Origin of the sequence: Vibrio celticus (genome assembly GCF_024347335.1) — a bacterium.
Lineage (GTDB): Bacteria > Pseudomonadota > Gammaproteobacteria > Enterobacterales > Vibrionaceae > Vibrio > Vibrio celticus.
In genome coordinates, this window is sequence record NZ_AP025464.1 from 1,998,915 (window position 1) to 2,016,907 (window position 17,993).

A 17,993-nucleotide genomic window follows, 5' to 3' on the forward strand; every position below is an offset into this window, starting at 1 on the left:
TATTAATCAGATGAGCTCTTCTTCTGTGAGGAAGACTTTTAGACTTGATTCAGCTCTAGATCTGATAAAGCTTTAGATCTGATACAGCTCTAGCGGCAGGCCGTCTGGGTCTGCGAAAAACGTAAATGATTTCCCCGTAAATTCATCAACTCGAATCGGTTCGACTTCAATGCCTTGTTCTTCCAAGTAGCTTTTGACATGTTGAACGTCATCAACACAAAAGGCCAAATGTCTCAGCCCTTGAGCTTCCGGAAAGCTTGGTCTTTCTGGTGCGTTAGGGAAGCTGAATAGTTCTATCTGAGCACCATTAGGTAGCGCTAAATCAAGCTTGTACGACTGGCGAGCCTCACGATAATTCTCTGCAATGATCTCAAGTTTTAAAATCTCAGTGTAAAAGTGTTTCGACAATTCGTAGTCTGAACAGATTATGGCCGCGTGGTGTATTCCTTTCAGCATCAGTTTATTTCTCCTGCCAACTTGTCACCTAAGTGCTCCATGGCGTAATCAATGAATACACGCAATCGAGCGGGCATGTACTTGGTTTGAGCAAACTGCATCGCAATCGCACCATGGTAATTACTCTTGATGGTCCAATCTTCCAACACTTGTACTACAGACCCTTCAGCCAACGCATCTTGAATCACGAAGTCATGGAAAATACCGACGCCTAGACCTTCTTTCACACCTTTCAGTCGCATCTGCGAGTGGTTCACAGCGTAACGTCCACTGACGGGTACTGTGTGAAATTCATCATCTTTAAGAAAATCCCAAATGTGATCTTTGTCTGTCTCTGCAAGATACAAACAGTCGTGTTCAGACAGCTCGGTAGGGTGGTGAGGAATCCCCTTGGCATCTAAATAGTCAGGGCTTGCACACAACACTAGGTTTGTTTTTCCTAACTCTTTTAATACTAAGCTCTCGTCGGGCTTATCGGTCAGGCGGAAAGCGATGTCGATGCCCTGACGTAAAATATCGATGTCGCCGTCAGCCGCTCTTAGCTTGAGTTGAATCTCTGGATACTGATTTAAAAATGGAACAACAAAAGGCTGTAGCACTGAGTTCAAGAAGGCTTCAGGCGCCGCTACTGTTATAGAGCCTGCAGGCTCAGTATGGTCGGAGGTAGACAGCTCAACCGCTTGTTGCGCCGCATTAATCATGACCACGCTTTGGTCGTATACCAACTGGCCTGCTTGCGTGATGATCAATGTACGAGTGGTACGTTCAAACAGCTTTACTGAGAGTGCTTTTTCTAGACGTGTGATCAATTTACTCAACGCTGAAGGTGTCACGCCTAGCTGCTTTGCTGCGGCGGTAAAGCTACCTTCATTCACAACTAAGATAAACGAGGCGAGATCGGGAAGTAGGGCGATGAGTTTTGGGTTAATCATAAGTATCCAGTTAGACTGATTTCAACGGTGGCCATAACCTTGATTGTGAGTGATCTCTTCTGATTTGTGAATCAATTTCATTAATTGCTTAGCGTGATTGCTCTGATAGGTTGTTGTGTTTGAGGCTCATCTGTATAGCGGCGTTGCTGGTGCGCATTCTGAGATGAAAAATTGATATTTGATATGAAAGTGAAATTAGACGGAAATTAAAGGTGATTTGGCGTTTAAAAGAGCAAGTGAAGGGCGTTAATGTGCCCTGTGTCACTGGGATGAACTATTATTCATGCCTGTGATTCATTAATGTTTTTCCAACTAGAGGGATAATCGGAACGGGGATGTTCAACTAGAATATAGGCATAAGTTTTACAGTGTAAATGATCGTGTTGAGATCGTTTACATCCCTATATAAAGCGGCGCGCGATGCTGCTAAATAATAACTAGGAAGGAATGAGACAATGTCTTCTGCATTTTACCAACAGATTCAAACTCAAATCGAAGAAGTTAAAGAAGAAGGTCTTTACAAGTCTGAGCGCATTATTACTTCTGCACAAAAAGCAGCGGTTTCTATCTCGACTGGTGAAGAAGTACTAAACTTCTGTGCAAACAACTACTTAGGTCTTGCTAACCACCCAGCTCTTATCGAAGCAGCTAAAGATGGTATGGATCAGCACGGTTTTGGTATGGCTTCAGTACGTTTCATCTGTGGTACTCAAGATTCTCACAAAGAACTAGAGCAAAAGCTTTCTACGTTCCTAGGTAAAGAAGACACTATCCTTTACACATCTTGTTTTGATGCAAACGCTGGTTTGTTCGAAACAATTCTAGGTAAAGAAGACGCAATCATCTCTGACGCACTAAACCACGCATCTATCATCGATGGCGTTCGTCTGTGTAAAGCAATGCGTTTCCGTTACTCGAACAACAACATGGAAGAGCTAGAGCAGCAACTTATCGCAGCTAAAGAAGCTGGCGCTCGTCACACACTAATCGTAACCGACGGTGTGTTCTCAATGGACGGCGTAGTGGCTAACCTTCCTGCTATCTGTGACCTTGCAGACAAGTACGACGCACTAGTAATGGTTGATGACTCTCACGCAGTGGGCTTCATGGGCGAAAACGGAGCGGGCACTCACGAGTTCCACAACGTTGTAGACCGTATCGATATCATCACTGGTACTCTTGGTAAAGCAATGGGTGGCGCTTCAGGCGGTTACACTTCTGGTAAGAAAGAAGTGATCGATTGGCTACGTCAGCGTTCTCGTCCATACCTATTCTCTAACTCTGTTGCACCAGCAATCGTATCTGCGTCTATCCGTGTTCTAGATCTTCTTGCGGAATCAGGCGACCTACGCACTCAACTATGGGAAAACTCTGCTCACTTCCGTACTCGAATGGAAGAAGCTGGTTTCACTATGGGCGGTGCAGACCACGCAATCATCCCAATCATGCTTGGTGATGCAAAAGTAGCGGCTGAGTTCGCTGAGCGCGCACTAGAGAAAGGCATCTACGTTGTAGGTTTCTCTTTCCCTGTAGTACCAAAAGGTCAAGCTCGTATCCGTACGCAAATGTCTGCTGCACACTCTCGTGAGCAACTAGACCGCGCAATCGATGCGTTCATCCAAGTTGGTAAAGACATGGGTATCATCTAATTTAAAAGGGGTGCCACGAGCATCCTTTAATTAGATAGAGCAACACCCAGTAGAACATATAGATTTTTGATTCTCGCCTTACAGTTAGGCGAGATGAACTAGGTAAAATTATGAAAATTAAAGCACTTTCTAAGCTTAAGCCTGAAGAAGGCATTTGGATGACCGAGGTTGAAAAACCTGAAATGGGTCATAATGATCTTCTTATTCGTATTAAGAAAACCGCAATTTGTGGTACTGACGTACATATCTACAACTGGGATGAGTGGTCACAAAACACAATTCCAGTACCTATGGTAGTAGGTCACGAATACGTGGGTGAAGTTGTTGGCATCGGCCAAGAAGTTCGTGGTTTTGAAATCGGCGACCGTGTATCTGGCGAAGGTCACATCACATGTGGTCACTGTCGTAACTGTCGTGGCGGCCGTACTCACCTTTGTCGTAACACAACAGGTGTTGGTGTTAACCGCACTGGTGCGTTCTCTGAGTTCCTTGTGATCCCTGCGTTCAACGCATTTAAGATCCCTGCAGAAATCTCTGACGATCTAGCTTCAATCTTTGACCCGTTTGGTAACGCAGTACACACAGCACTTTCTTTCGACCTAGTAGGCGAAGACGTGCTAATTACTGGTGCTGGTCCAATCGGTATCATGGCTGCAGCTGTTGCTAAGCACGTTGGTGCTCGTCACGTTGTAATCACTGACGTAAACGAATACCGCCTAGATCTTGCTAAGAAAATGGGTGTGACTCGCGCAGTAAACGTGATGGAAGAGAAGCTTGAAGACGTAATGTCTGATCTTGGCATGACTGAAGGCTTCGATGTAGGCCTAGAAATGTCTGGTAACCCATCTGCGTTCAACAGCATGCTGACTAACATGAACCACGGCGGTAAGATCTCTCTACTAGGTATTCCACCATCAGACATGGCAGTAGATTGGAACCAAGTCATCTTTAAAGGCTTGGTTATCAAAGGTATCTACGGTCGTGAGATGTTCGAAACTTGGTACAAGATGGCTTCTTTGATTCAATCTGGCCTAGATTTAACGCCAATTATCACGCATCACTTCAAGGTTGATGACTTCCAAGCAGGCTTCGACGCTATGCGTAGCGGGCTTTCTGGCAAAGTTATCCTTGATTGGGAATAAGTGAAATAGCACTAAATCGTCAGCCCAAATTCGTGATGCTCTATCACTAAGAAAACGGCATTTAGTGGTATAAAAACGTATGTTTTGGGGTTCAGTTTGCCCCAATTTTGCCCCAAAGCAAAAATCCAATTTGCCCCAAAGACCTATATGGAATCCACGTATTTACAAAGCGACGAACCATAAAAGTTAAGATGCGGTCGTATATTCGGTTTCTGTTGGGGGAGCTACCCCCTAACCTTTGATGTTTGCGCACCTACTGACCTATTCAGTTAGGCAGTTTTAGAAAACATTACACTTCGGTCAGGTTCTCAGTAGGTTGGTCTTACCTATTATGCATCATCATTTTGTAAAATTTGGTACTGCGTTAAACTTAAACTGTTGCTGGTATTGATTGATATTTTGGGTTTTGTCGCAAAGTTATGCTGATGTACAAGCGTACTGATTTCCAGATGCAACTAGTCTGCAAGCGCGTAAAATTCATCCCAAACGGATAAACCATCAGGATTGTCGAGTTGCCCATTTTTAATCATCGACCACAGCTCTATTCCCGCTAAAGTCGCTTTTGCACCTTCGTCAGATTTCCAACCCAGTGCTTGGTTCATTTTCCCTTTTACTCTGCGGTGGCTCTGCTCAACAATATTGTTCAGATACTTAACCTGAAGCACTTCAATCAGGTTGAGTATCCTACCAGTCAACCAAAGTTGGACGTTGATATTATGTAGCGCTAACGCGTTGGCACCACTCTTATCGGTCACGACTTTCTCAGGTAAGCCATTATAACCTATTGCCTTGGTGAAAAAGGCACGAGCAGCTTTCTCGTCACGACGATCGCACAGTAAAAAATCAATAATACAGCCGTACTTATCGACGGCCCGGTAGTAATACTTCCACTGACCTTTGACGTTAATGTAAGTCTCGTCCATCCGCCACGAAGCCGCGACAGGTTTCTTTCTTCCACGAGCTCGATGCTCCAGCAATGGCGCATATTTGATGACCCACCGGTTGATGGTTGAGTGATCAGTATCGATACCTCGTTCAGCTAATATCTCTTCGATTTCACGGTAGCTGAGTTTATAAGAAACGTAATAGCGAATGGCCTGAAGGATGATGCAGGAAGGAAAGTGGCGACCGGAAAAGTTGATAGTCATAAGGTAGGAGGTAATGAGCACTGGCTGAGATCCTAACTCAACATCCAGTTTGCGACAAAACCCGATATATCTACGATTTAGCCTGTAGACTCAACCTCGGCGAGACCATCGAGCTTATTCCCGACATGCTCGACCCCAAAGACCTATTCGGGGTGATGCAATCGCTCGCACACAATTATGCCGTAGAGCATGCAGCATAGCCTACCATTAAAGCGCTTTAATACTTACCCTTGCAGGGCGGTGATAATCTGTTGGCAGAACTTAATTGTCGCCACAGGTAATACCCGCCCTCTAAGCTGCGCAACATGCAACTCTCCTCCACGTCAATACTGGTGCGCTACTTTTAAACGATGTTGCTCCTGTGATGTTCGGCTGCTACTTCATCAGTGCCCTGCTGCTACCACTACTCACTCATTTTGGTTTAGCCGATTTTACCGGGGTGCTTATTAGCAAGCTTTTTATCAAAGCCTTTAACCTACCAGGACGAGCAGCCATTGACGCCTTGACCTCATGGGTCTCAGCCTCAAGTGTTGGCGTTATTATGACGGCAAGTCAGTACCGTAACGGAGGTTACAGCAAGCGTGAAGCGGCAATTGTAGCAACCAACTTCTCAATTGTCTCAATCACCTTTGCCTATGTGATCCTAAAGTTCGTCCACATGGAATCACACTTTATTGCCTGGTACGGGTGCGTTCTGACCTGTGGCATAGTTTGCGCCATTATTATCTCACGCTTGCCACCGTTGAGATTGATTGACAACACTTTAATTACAGGCGAACTAAAAAATCCCGACGACAATCACATCGACTATCAAGATTCACTGCTTCGTACCGCAGCCGAGCACGGTATGAAAAGAGCTGAGAAAGCAGGTAGTATCCAAACCATGCTTATCGATGCCTTGTACTTTGTGATTGATACCACCATAACGGTGATCCCGGCAATGATGGTTTTTGGTGGACTTGGTCTGTCTTTAATTGAATTTACTGGGATACTAAATATTGTCTCAACCCCGCTGGTCCCTTATCTTGAGCTACTTGGTATTCCAGAAGCTAGTGCGGCAGCAGCTGCCATCTGTAGTGGTTTTATTGATATTCTGATGCCAGTGATCCTAGGTAGCAGTATTGAGAGCGAGGTAGCTCGCTTTGTGATCGCAGGTGTCGCCGTAAACCAACTTGTATTTATGAATGAAATTGCTGTGCTGATGCTCAAGGCCAAGATCGGCCTGTCCATTCCTAAAATTGCAGCGCTATGGCTGCTACGCGTATTAATTTCTATCCCATTAATGGCCCTTTGCGCCCACATGTTATTTTAGTGAGAATAAAGATGAAAAAACAATTTATCGAAGGAAACCCTGCACTTATCGTAATTGATGTTCAAGGCAAACTGTTTATTGAACGCGAACGTCCTATTCCGAATATGGAGCGGTATGACGAGCGTAAAGCCTTGGCCGGTGAGCTTATCAAGCAAGCGAGAGCCTGTAATATTCCAGTGATCTTTATCCAGGAAGTACACCGCGATAATCTAGTCGATTTTGGCCGCGAACTCGATGGTGCAGAGGATATTCACTGCTTAGAAAGCAACCCAAACACTGCGATCTGTGCCGATGAAATTGATTTTCGTCCTGATGATTACCTTATCAAAAAACGCCGTTATTCTGCTTTTTTCGGTACGGATCTCGAGATCCTACTAAAAGGCCTCAAGGTTGATACACTGCTGCTTTGTGGGTGCCTAACCGATGTGTGCGTACACTACACCTTTGTTGATGGTCACCAGATGGATTACTACTGCCGCGTGGTAGAAGACTGTGTTGCTGGCTCCTCCCTAAAAGCCCACGAAGGTGCGCTTGAAGCGATGGAATACCTGCAAACTGGTGCTGTTGCGACACTTGAAAAAGCAACTAATGAGATGCAGACTTTTGCTGTCAAACAAACGCAAATCGCATCCTAGCACAAAAAGTGGACGCCTTACGGGGGCGCTGTTGCTTAAATCAATTGAACCTTTCGGTGTTCAGATGATCTGATCATTCATGACAGATTAAATGGGTGTTGTACTGGCGCTAGTTCTTGGTTTAGAAGTAGGGCTTGGGCATGAGAGTATGTCAGTGAGTGGGTTTCACTGTTCTGATCGTAAGATCCTGATTTAGTTCACTCGAATTACGCAACAAAGCCGATTTTGGTTGCACCTAACTAGTGCCTTTGCACCAAGATGGGGATATCTAGAACGGAGATGTAAATCAATAATTGCTTTAATCATTGATTTTATATGTTTTTATAGTTGGCATGAGGTTTGCTTGATTATTGTAAGTTTACAAGAGCGCAAAGCTAGTTGGTATCGCTGTCAACCTAGCTCACAATGTGGAAAATAGACATCTAGGGTTCCGGCTGTGTAATCAGTGTCTGGGTCGAGAGTTGTCAACCTCGCAGGAGGTCACACGGAGGGATAGAAGCCCGGGAGATTAAACCAAACCAATTGGTTGCGTCTCTTGTGTTGATATTTAGTGACCTCATGGAGGAGATCCCTGTGAAAGCTCAAATCAAAAAAAGCCTAGTCGCATCTGTTGTCGGTACTACGTTACTCGCATCCACTTTTTCACCAATCGCACTAGCTCAAGAGAAAGAGAAGTTCACCCTGGCTTGGTCTATCTACGTCGGATGGATGCCATGGGACTATGCAGACCACTCTGGAATCTTAGATAAATGGGCTGACAAGTACGGCATTGAAATCGATGTTGTGCAGGTTAATGACTACATTGAATCCATCAACCAGTTCACTACAGGTCAGTTCGATGCGACCGTTATGACCAACATGGATGCATTGACGATTCCAGCAGCCAGTGGTGTTGACTCTACTGCTCTCGTCGTTGGTGACTTCTCGAACGGTAACGACGGCATTGTCCTTAAAGGGGACAAAAAGTTAGAAGACCTGAAAGGCCAGTCGATTAACCTTGTCGAGCTAAGTGTCTCTCACTACCTGATGGCTCGCGCACTCGAAAGTGTGGGCATGAGTGAGCGAGATGTCAGAGTGGTGAACACTTCGGATGCTGACCTTGTGGCAGCGTTCAGCACTAGTCAAGTCACTTCGGTTGTCACCTGGAACCCGCTACTGAACGAAATCACGTCGCAGCCAGACACGTCTTTTGTTTTCAACTCTTCTGATATTCCTGGCGAAATCATCGACCTGTTAGTCGTAAATACTGACACCTTAGAAAGTAACCCTGCTTTAGGTAAAGCGTTGACGGGCGCTTGGTATGAGATCATGTCAATCATGCAATCATCAGAGCAGGGTGACGAAGCCAAATTTTATATGGCTCATTCATCGGGTACCGACCTCGATGGCTACAAGTCACAGCTGCAAGCCACCAACATGTTCTACTCAGCAGATGAAGCGGTGAGCTTTACGCAAAGCCCTAAACTCGCAGCGACGATGCAGAAAGTCAGTGAGTTTTCATTTGAGCATGGTCTATTGGGTGAAGGCGCTCCTGATGCGGGCTTTATTGGTGTCGAAACACCAGCAGGCGTTTATGGCGACCCAAGCAACGTTAAGCTTCGATTTACCTCTGAATACATGCAGATGGCAGCAGATAACAAGCTGTAATATCACCATTCGGTCGTTGTAAATGGAGCCGTTATGACCAAAGTAATTAACCGTCATCCGTCCAAGTTTGGGCGAGTAATGCTTGGTGTGATGCCATTTCTGATCCTGCTTGCCGTCTATGTGACGGCATCAGATGCCAGACTGGCAGCTAACTCTGCTGATAAGCTGCTTCCTGCGTTTAGCAGTTTTGCTGATGCTATTGACAGAATGGCATTTACCCCAAGCCGAAGAACCGGTGAATACCTAATGTGGACAGATACCTTCGCCAGCCTAACGAGGCTGGCTTGGGGGATTGGCATCAGTGCACTGATTGGTCTATCTCTCGGTATCGCGACAGGGATCATCCCATTAGTGCGTTCTTCTTTATCACCTATGATCACCACCGTTTCACTGATTCCACCAATGGCGATTTTGCCAATCTTGTTTATTTCATTTGGTGTAGGTGAACTCTCCAAGGTGGTACTGATTGTCATCGGCGTGTGTCCCATCATTATCCGAGACATTCAGCTCAGGGTCCAAAGCCTACCGGATGAACAGCTTATCAAAGCTCAAACACTGGGCGCAAACAGCTGGCAAATTATTGTTCGAGTCATCCTTCCACAGATTATGCCGAAACTGATTGAAGCGGTTCGTCTGACTCTTGGTAGTGCGTGGCTATTTTTGATTGCTGCCGAAGCAATAGTGGCAACCGAAGGCTTGGGGTACCGCATCTTCTTGGTACGTCGATATTTATCAATGGACGTGATCCTGCCATATGTTTTGTGGATCACTATCTTGGCTTACTGCATGGATTGGCTATTACGTTTAGCGTCCAAAAAGCTAAGTCCTTGGTATCACCAGTCACAAGGAGAGAACAATGGCTAACCCACAGGCTATTAACCAAACGAATCAACCGATCATCCAAGTTAAACAGGTTTGGAAGGAATACGGCGATAACATCGTTCTTGAGCGTTTGGATCTTACCGTTAATGAAGGTGACTTTGTCAGTATCGTTGGTGCATCGGGCTGTGGGAAGACCACATTCCTTAATATGCTGCTCGGCACAGAAACACCTTCGAGAGGGCAACTGTTGCTAGACGGAGAGCCACTGACTCAAGAGCCGGGAGTTGAACGAGGCATCGTGTTCCAAAAGTACTCCGTTTTTCCTCATTTAACGGCGCTTGAGAATGTCATGCTTGGCTATGAGTTTGAGGAAAACAGTATTTCTAGCACCCTGCTGGGACGACTGTTTGGCGCTAAGAAACGACAAGCTAAAGAGCAGGCGCTGCAAATGCTGGAACAGGTCGGTTTGCTGGCGGCACAAGACAAATACCCTCATGAATTATCAGGCGGCATGAGACAGCGTCTTTCTATTGCACAGGCACTGATCAAAAAGCCAAGAATACTGCTACTCGATGAGCCTTTTGGTGCGCTTGACCCCGGAATTCGTAAAGACATGCATGTGCTTGTGAAATCGCTTTGGAAAGAGCAAAACCTAACGGTCTTCATGATCACGCACGACCTCAGTGAAGGCTTCTATCTGGGGAATCGCCTCTGGGTGTTTGACCATACTCGCCAAGATGAGCAAGCGCCCGAGCGTTTTGGCGCACAGGTGACGTTTGATATTCCAACCGAGCAGTTGGAACACTCTCAACCAGAACAACTTCTCCAAAAAATTGCATAAGGAATTAAAGATGTTAGCAAAACAGGACGTGATTTTTTCAGACACTCTGCCAGGGGCCGCACACTGGTCTATGGTGGTGCCAAAAGGTCGAACGGTTCGGTTCAAAGATCTTGAAGGCGGAGCAAACCTAAGTGTGTTGTTCTACAACCCAGCGAATCCACTGGAGCGCTACAACGCACCAGATACTCTGAAAGGTCAGCATACGTTCAAGTTAACGACAGGTAATTGTTTGTACTCAGACATGGGGCGTATCTTTTGCTCGATTGTCCGTGATGATACTGGATGGATTGATACAGTATGTGGTGTCGCCAATAAGCAAAAGGTGGCTCAGAAGTGGGGCGAGCGCGATTATCAAACAGAGCGTAATCAGTGGAAGCAGAACGGCTATGATGCGCTGCTCGTTGAAGTGGCTAAATATGGTTTAGGTAAGCGTGATTTAGCCGCGAACTTAAACCTGTTTAGTAAAGTGTCTACAGATGAAGTAGGCAACCTAAATTACGATCCTCAGCACAGTAAAGCAGATGATTGTATTGAGCTGCGTTTCGAAATGGACACCTTGGTAGTGATGACGACTTGTCCTCATCCTCTTAACCCATCAGAAACATACCCATACAAGCCTGTCGAGGTCATGGTATTCGAGTCTGAGCCAATGCAACAAAACGATACTTGCCTTAATCATCGCGAAGAGAATAAGCGAGGTTTTGAGAACAACCGCCGCTATGAAACAACGGCCAGTCAAACTATTAAGCCATCCACTGTCAGTCACTGTTGTTAAAGGAGTAAAACATGATTGTAGAGAGCCAATTAGAACTAAGTGAAGCGCTTTATCGTGATGTTGTCCCTGCTGGTGACTACTACATGAAAGTCGTCAAAAAAGGTCAAACAGTGCGTATCCTTGATATCGAAGGCAACCAAGCAGCAGATACTCTATTTTACAATGCCAACGATCCTTCAGAGCGTTATAGCGCTATCGATACCATTCGTGATCAGGGTAATGTCTACCTTACGGCTGGCACTAAGATCCTGTCTGACCAAGGTAATGTGATGCTTGAGATCGTCGCTGATACCTGTGGTCGTCACGATACCTTAGGCGGCGCATGTGCCACTGAGAGCAACACGGTACGTTACTCTATTGATAAGAAATGCATGCATGCTTGCCGTGATAGCTGGTTGTTGGCTGTCGCAGAAAACGAGCAGTTTGGTATGTCTAAGCGAGATATTACTCACAACATTAATTTCTTTATGAATGTACCAGTGACTGCCGAAGGTGGTCTTACGTTTGCCGATGGCATCAGTGGTGCGGGTAAATATGTAGAGCTCAAAGCCCACATGGATACCATCGTTTTAATGTCGAACTGCCCACAATTGAATAATCCATGTAATGCCTACAATCCAACGCCTGTTGAGATCATCGTTTGGCAATAAAGTCAGCAAGATAGCTGAGAAAATGAGTAAGGGACGACCCTAGTTAATGCTCTATTTTTTCCGGGACGACCCGGATTTTAGGGACGAAAATATGTTTAGTAAGGTATTAATTGCTAACCGTGGAGCCATTGCTTGCCGAGTTATCCGCACATTAAAACAACTTAATATCGGCAGCGTTGCCATTTACAGTGAAGCAGACTCTCAAAGTCTCCACGTTGTCGGTGCTGATGAAGCGTTTTCTTTAGGTCAAGGTGGCGCGACTGAGACCTACCTTAATCAAGACAAAATTATTGCGATTGCCAAAGAGTCTGGCGCACAAGCGATTCATCCTGGCTACGGCTTTTTAAGTGAAAACCCAGAGTTTGTCGAACGATGCGAACAAGAAGGATTGGTCTTTTTAGGACCAACAGCAGAACAAATGCGATCTTTTGGCCTTAAACACTCTGCGCGTAACATCGCTACTCAAGCAAATGTGCCGCTTCTCCCAGGCACAGACTTACTCAATGACAAACAACAAGCACTGCAGGAAGCAGAGAAAATCGGCTACCCAGTGATGTTGAAAAGCACGGCTGGTGGCGGTGGCATCGGCATGCAGTGCTGTTTTACCAGCCAAGAACTCGATGAGGCTTATGATAGCGTTAAGAGACTGAGTGCGAATAATTTCAGTAACAGCGGCGTGTTCCTCGAGAAGTTTATTCAACAAGCACGTCATATCGAAGTACAGATTTTCGGTGATGGGCAAGGCCACGTAGTTGCATTAGGTGAACGTGATTGCTCGGCACAGCGTCGTAACCAGAAAGTCATCGAAGAGACACCCGCGCCTAACCTCAACGATGATACTCGAACTAAGCTGCAAGATACCGCAGTGAGATTGGCCAGTGAGGTTAACTACCGTAATGCTGGTACCGTCGAGTTTGTATTAGATCAGCAAACACAAGCGTTCTATTTCTTAGAGGTAAATACCCGCTTACAAGTTGAGCATGGCGTAACCGAAGAAGTGTTTGGTGTGGATCTTGTCGAATGGATGGTTCGTCAAGGGGCTGAACGGCTAGAACTAGAGACACTTAGCGCCACCCTTAAATCACAAGGTCACGCGATTCAGGTAAGGCTTTACGCTGAAGACGCTAATAAAAACTTCCAGCCGTGTGCAGGTCTATTAAGTCATGTTGAGTGGGCAGAGCAAGAGAACTTGCGCATCGAACACTGGATAGAAGCTGGTGTTGAAGTGTCGCCATTCTTTGACCCGATGTTAGCGAAAGTGATCGTTCATTCCGATGATAGAAATACGGCACTGGCAGAGCTTAAGCAAAGCCTCGGCAACAGCAATATCTACGGCATCGAACACAACAAGGCATATCTAAGCCAACTGCTTGCCAGCGAACTGGTAAAGAAAGGTGAAGTGCTGACTCAGTCTCTTAACAGTTTTGAGTTTAAACCGAACACTTTTGACGTCATCAGTGGCGGAACCCAAACCACGATTCAAGATTACCCGGCTCGAACTGGCTACTGGGATATTGGCGTACCATCATCAGGCCCAATGGATGCGCTGAGCTTCCGTTTAGCGAATACATTACTTGCCAATGAAGAATCAAGTGCAGGCTTGGAAATCATTGTTTCAGGGCCAACGCTCAAATTTAACCAAGAAACTCGCATCGCTCTGACAGGTGCAAGCATTCAAGCGACATTGGATGGTGAATCGGTCGCAATGAGCGAAGCGGTTGAAATAAAGCCAGGACAAACCCTTAAGCTTGGCAAAGTGCTAGACGGCGCTCGAACATACCTGGCAATTCAGGGCGGTATTGATTGCCCCGAGTATCTTGGGAGTCGTTCAACCTTCACGCTAGGTCAATTTGGTGGTCATGCTGGCCGCGCATTGCTCGCCGGTGATGTTTTACATATCAAAGAAGCCACTCCAAAGAGTACCACTGAGATCAGTTCCATTACTCAACCGGAGTTCAACGGTGAATGGCAGATCCGAGTGATTTATGGCCCGCACGGAGCGCCAGATTTCTTCACTCAAGAAGATATTGATGCCTTCTTTGATGCTGAGTGGAAGGTGCACTTTAACTCAAGTCGTACTGGCGTTCGTTTAATCGGACCTAAGCCCAACTGGGCGCGCGCAGACGGTGGGGAAGCTGGTCTTCATCCATCCAATATTCACGATAACGCTTACGCGGTTGGCACGATAGACTTTACTGGTGACATGCCAGTTATCTTAGGTCCAGACGGCCCAAGTCTTGGCGGCTTTGTTTGCCCCGCCACCATCATCAAAGCCGACCTTTGGAAGATGGGGCAGCTCAAAGCAGGGGACAAAATTCGATTTACACCTGTAACGGTGGAAGATGCGGAGCTTGCCGAACGCGCGCAGCTTACTCAGATCGAAACGGGTGTAATCGAAGAAATGGTGCTGCCAATAGCAGAGCTTGATTCACCCATCATTAAGACTATCCCAGCAAGCCAATATGGTGAGCAAGTGGCTTACCGCCCAAGCGGGGAAGATTACCTGCTGGTGGAGTATGGCCCACAGATGCTCGACATTCGTTTACGATTCCGAGTCCACGCATTGATGCTCAAGCTTCAAGAGCGAAACTTGGTAGGTGTTCATGAGCTGACGCCGGGTATTCGTTCCCTACAAATTCATTACGATAACCTTGTAATGCCAAGAGATCAGTTGCTTGATGAGCTAGAAGCGATCGAAGCCATGCTGGATAGTATTGATGATCTGACTGTACCAGCTCGCGTGGTGCATCTGCCTTTATCTTGGGATGACGAAGCAACGCGCTTGGCGATTCGTAAATACGATGAAGTGGTACGCAAAGACGCGCCTTGGTGCCCAGATAACATTGAGTTTATCCGCCGCATCAATGGACTTGATTCCGTCGAAGACGTTAAGCGCATCGTGTTTGATGCCAGCTACCTCGTGATGGGGCTAGGGGATGTGTACCTTGGCGCACCTGTAGCAACGCCAATGGACCCTCGCCATCGTTTAGTTACCACAAAATACAACCCAGCTCGAACTTGGACTCCAGAAAATGCCGTTGGTATCGGTGGTGCGTATATGTGTGTCTACGGTATGGAAGGCCCGGGTGGCTACCAGTTTGTCGGTCGTACGCTACAGATGTGGAATCGCTATCGTCAAACCGAAGCCTTCACCAAACCTTGGCTACTGCGCTTTTTTGACCAAATCAAGTTCTATGAAGTCAGTGCGGATGAGCTACTCGATATTCGTGAGAAACACCCTCAAGGCCACTACCCAGTGAAAATTGAAGAAACGGAGTTTTCTTTAGCGGATTACCAATCACTGCTTCATGAGCATGCCGATGAAATTAAGCACGCGAAAGCGCGCCAGCAAAAGGCATTCGAAGAGGAGCGCCAGCGTTGGGAAGAGTCTGGGCAAGCGAATTTTGTTGCAACAGAAATCGAGCAATCAAGCGTACAAACCGAGCTCGAAGAAGGGCAGGAAGCGATTGAAAGCCACGTTGCGGGTAATATTTGGCAAGTGCTTGTCGAGCCTGGTCAAACCGTGAAAGAGAATGACGTAGTGATGATTCTAGAAGCGATGAAAATGGAGTTAGAAGTCACCGCGAGTGTCTCGGGCGTCATTGATTCAATATGTCATGAAGCAGGTGCTCAAGTGCACGCTGGCGAGCCATTACTGGTTGTTAATACATGCGCAGCATAGCAGTTTGAGGATAGATAGATAAATGACTAATTCAAATACGACGCTTCAAGCAGCGACAGAGCCACTGACCATCAGCGGCCTATGTGAGGCCTACCGCAGTGGTGAACTTGACGTAGAGCAGTTTTTGCGTAACAAGCTCGAACAAGTCAGAGCCGACAAATCCAATGCTTGGCTATCAGTGATTTCTGACCAGCAACTTGACGCGTATCTAGCTAAACTTGCAGAACAGGACATTGAACAGTTACCCCTGTTTGGCGTGCCTTTTGCCATCAAAGATAATATCGATTTGCAAGGGTTGGGTACGACTGCTGGCTGCGAAGCCTACCGCTACCAACCATCAGAATCCGCCTATCTGGTTAAGCAGTTGACCAACGCTGGCGCGGTACCTTTGGGTAAAACGAGCCTTGATCAGTTTGCAACCGGTTTAGTGGGTACACGTAGCCCTTGGGGAGCGGTGAACAACAGTTTTGATCCGCAGTATATCTCAGGTGGCTCAAGCTCTGGCAGTGCAGTTGCCGTAGCGACCAACCAAGTATGTTTTGCATTAGGAACCGATACTGCAGGCTCTGGCCGTGTACCAGCAGCATTTAATAACCTATTCGGCCTCAAGCCAAGTAAGGGGCTGTTAAGTTGCAGTGGTGTCGTCCCCGCATGTCGTACATTAGATTGCGTTACATTCTTCACTAAAAGTGCAGAAGACCTGAGCACACTCTATCAAGTGGGAGCGAGCTATGATGAGAGCGATTGCTACGCTCGCTATGCTATTGAACAAGGGCTTGAAGCAACCACTCAGTTTTCTGGATTGAGAGTCGGAGTGCCATCCGAGGAGCAGCTAAAGTTCTTTGGCAACGAAGAGTATCGTAAGCTCTATGCTCAGTCGGTTGCTCGCCTAGAGTCATTGGGGGCAGAAGTCATACCATTTGATTTGTCGCCATTCATAGAGGCGGCTAACCTGCTTTATCAAGGCCCTTGGGTTGCAGAAAGATATGCTGCTATTGAATCCTTCTTCAATAGTAATCAAGAGCAGTGTTTGGAAGTGATTCAAACGATTGTTGGTGGAGCCAAAGACCTTTCTGCTACCGATACATTTAAAGCCATATACCAACTGCAAGCATTTAAAGTTCAGTGCGACCAGTTGATGGACAATGTTGATGCTGTGCTGACGCCAACCGCAGGCACGATTTATACTATTGATGAAGTGAATAACGACCCGATTGCCCTAAATAGCAACCTCGGTTACTACACCAACTTCATGAACCTACTCGACTACAGCGCGATAGCAATGCCCGCAGGTTTCACCGAAGCTGGATTGCCGTTTGGTGTCACCCTGTTTGCCCAAGCCTTCCAAGACGAAGTCTTGATTGCATTAAGTAAAGAGTGGCAGCAGGCGATGAATTTGCCACTGGGGGCAACACTAGTTGAACTCGAGAGTAGCGAGAGTGTGGATTTGCTAGTTTGTGGTGCTCACATGAAAGACTTAGCGCTTAATCATCAACTAATAGAGTTAGGTGCGAACTTTAAACAGCGAACCACTACATCAAAGAATTATTCTCTGTATTGCCTAGCAGGTGGGCCACCACTAAGGCCTGGACTAGTCCGTAGCCCAAACAAGGGTGAAAAGATTGAGGTCGAAATCTGGCGAGTGCCTAAAAAGCAGCTAGGAGCTTTGCTGGTGCAAATTCCACATCCTTTGGGATTGGGCAGTGTCGAAACTGACTCTGGTGAATGGGTGAAAGGGTTTATTTGTGAAGGTATAGGGATTGAAGGGGCAACCGACATTACTGAGGCAGGCGGTTGGCGATATTTTCTTGAAAAGTCTTAACGAGCTCACTGTTTAGATGGGCCTGTTGCGAAAAATTTGCTTGGCCCACTTTTTCTGGTTCTGTCGCAAACAGGAGTGCTGAGTTAGGATATCCGTCAGCATTCATTACCTTTGACATTATGACTATCAACTTTTCCGGTCGCCACTTTCCTTCCTGCATCATCCTTCAGGCCATTCGCTATTGCGTTTCTTATAAACTCAGCTACCGTGAAATCGAAGAGATATTTGCTGAGCGAGGTATCGATACTGATCACTCAACCATCAACCGGTGGGTCATCAGATATGCGCCATTGCTGGAGCATCGAGCTCGTGGAAGAAAGAAACCTGTCGCGGCTTCGTGGCGGATGGACGAGACTTACATTAACGTCAAAGGTCAGTGGAAGTATTACTACCGGGCCGTCGATAAGTACGGCTGTATTATTGATTTTTTACTGTGCGATCGTCGTGACGAGAAAGCTGCTCGTGCCTTTTTCACCAAGG

14 protein-coding genes, 1 pseudogene and 1 riboswitch are annotated in these 17,993 nt (G+C 46.5%); of the genes and pseudogenes, 12 read left to right on the forward strand and 3 right to left on the reverse strand.

What is annotated here, in order from left to right:
• Window positions 1-72: 72 nt before the first annotated feature.
• Window positions 73-456 carry an SMU1112c/YaeR family gloxylase I-like metalloprotein gene (gene gloA2, locus OCV19_RS24800; protein ID WP_065677750.1) on the reverse strand — a complete coding sequence of 128 codons (384 nt, stop codon included), beginning with the start codon at window positions 454-456 and terminating at the stop codon, window positions 73-75.
• The gene (locus tag OCV19_RS24805) at window positions 456-1,388 is read right to left on the reverse strand and encodes a LysR family transcriptional regulator (protein WP_017059538.1); all 933 of its coding nucleotides are present in this window, start codon (window positions 1,386-1,388) and stop codon (window positions 456-458) included. The genes gloA2 and OCV19_RS24805 overlap by 1 nt, the downstream gene beginning before the upstream one ends.
• A 455-nt stretch (window positions 1,389-1,843) precedes the next feature.
• On the opposite strand from OCV19_RS24805, the gene OCV19_RS24810 reads away from it, so the two are divergent.
• Window positions 1,844-3,037 (forward strand): glycine C-acetyltransferase, encoded by a 1,194-nt coding sequence (locus tag OCV19_RS24810; protein WP_017064793.1) that lies wholly within the window; start codon window positions 1,844-1,846, stop codon window positions 3,035-3,037.
• A gap of 110 nt (window positions 3,038-3,147) precedes the next feature.
• Window positions 3,148-4,179, forward strand: a complete 1,032-nt coding sequence (gene tdh / locus OCV19_RS24815; protein ID WP_065677749.1) for an L-threonine 3-dehydrogenase — start codon at window positions 3,148-3,150, stop codon at window positions 4,177-4,179.
• A gap of 455 nt (window positions 4,180-4,634) precedes the next feature.
• Here tdh and OCV19_RS24820 read toward each other — a convergent pair whose 3' ends face one another.
• Window positions 4,635-5,327, reverse strand: a complete 693-nt coding sequence (locus OCV19_RS24820) for an IS6 family transposase (RefSeq protein WP_065677748.1) — start codon at window positions 5,325-5,327, stop codon at window positions 4,635-4,637.
• A 364-nt stretch (window positions 5,328-5,691) separates the two neighbouring features.
• On the opposite strand from OCV19_RS24820, the gene OCV19_RS24825 reads away from it, so the two are divergent.
• The 10 genes and pseudogenes from OCV19_RS24825 to OCV19_RS25070 all read left to right on the forward strand — a co-directional run.
• Window positions 5,692-6,639, forward strand: a complete 948-nt coding sequence (locus tag OCV19_RS24825; protein WP_065677747.1) for a YjiH family protein — start codon at window positions 5,692-5,694, stop codon at window positions 6,637-6,639.
• A gap of 11 nt (window positions 6,640-6,650) precedes the next feature.
• Window positions 6,651-7,274, forward strand: coding sequence for a cysteine hydrolase family protein (locus tag OCV19_RS24830; RefSeq protein ID WP_065677746.1), 624 nt, complete (start codon window positions 6,651-6,653; stop codon window positions 7,272-7,274).
• A 411-nt stretch (window positions 7,275-7,685) separates the two neighbouring features.
• A riboswitch (guanidine-I (ykkC/yxkD leader) is annotated at window positions 7,686-7,783 on the forward strand.
• A gap of 64 nt (window positions 7,784-7,847) precedes the next feature.
• Window positions 7,848-8,921: a putative urea ABC transporter substrate-binding protein gene (locus OCV19_RS24835; protein WP_240508217.1), complete on the forward strand. Its 1,074-nt coding sequence runs from the start codon at window positions 7,848-7,850 to the stop codon at window positions 8,919-8,921.
• Between the two features lie 33 nt (window positions 8,922-8,954).
• The gene (locus tag OCV19_RS24840) at window positions 8,955-9,785 is read left to right on the forward strand and encodes an ABC transporter permease (RefSeq protein WP_065677744.1); all 831 of its coding nucleotides are present in this window, start codon (window positions 8,955-8,957) and stop codon (window positions 9,783-9,785) included.
• Window positions 9,778-10,584, forward strand: a complete 807-nt coding sequence (locus OCV19_RS24845; RefSeq protein WP_065677743.1) for an ABC transporter ATP-binding protein — start codon at window positions 9,778-9,780, stop codon at window positions 10,582-10,584. The genes OCV19_RS24840 and OCV19_RS24845 overlap by 8 nt, the downstream gene beginning before the upstream one ends.
• Window positions 10,585-10,594: 10 nt before the next feature.
• The gene (locus tag OCV19_RS24850; protein ID WP_065677742.1) at window positions 10,595-11,359 is read left to right on the forward strand and encodes an urea amidolyase associated protein UAAP1; all 765 of its coding nucleotides are present in this window, start codon (window positions 10,595-10,597) and stop codon (window positions 11,357-11,359) included.
• Between the two features lie 11 nt (window positions 11,360-11,370).
• The gene (locus OCV19_RS24855) at window positions 11,371-12,009 is read left to right on the forward strand and encodes an urea amidolyase associated protein UAAP2 (protein WP_065677741.1); all 639 of its coding nucleotides are present in this window, start codon (window positions 11,371-11,373) and stop codon (window positions 12,007-12,009) included.
• A gap of 91 nt (window positions 12,010-12,100) precedes the next feature.
• Complete coding sequence (uca, locus tag OCV19_RS24860; RefSeq protein ID WP_065677740.1) at window positions 12,101-15,691, forward strand: urea carboxylase; 3,591 nt, start codon at window positions 12,101-12,103, stop codon at window positions 15,689-15,691.
• Window positions 15,692-15,713: 22 nt separating this feature from the next.
• Window positions 15,714-17,513, forward strand: coding sequence for an allophanate hydrolase (gene atzF / locus OCV19_RS24865; RefSeq protein ID WP_065677739.1), 1,800 nt, complete (start codon window positions 15,714-15,716; stop codon window positions 17,511-17,513).
• A 119-nt stretch (window positions 17,514-17,632) separates the two neighbouring features.
• Window positions 17,633-17,980, forward strand: a pseudogene (locus OCV19_RS25070) (IS6 family transposase); the annotation flags it as partial.
• Window positions 17,981-17,993 lie beyond the last annotated feature (13 nt).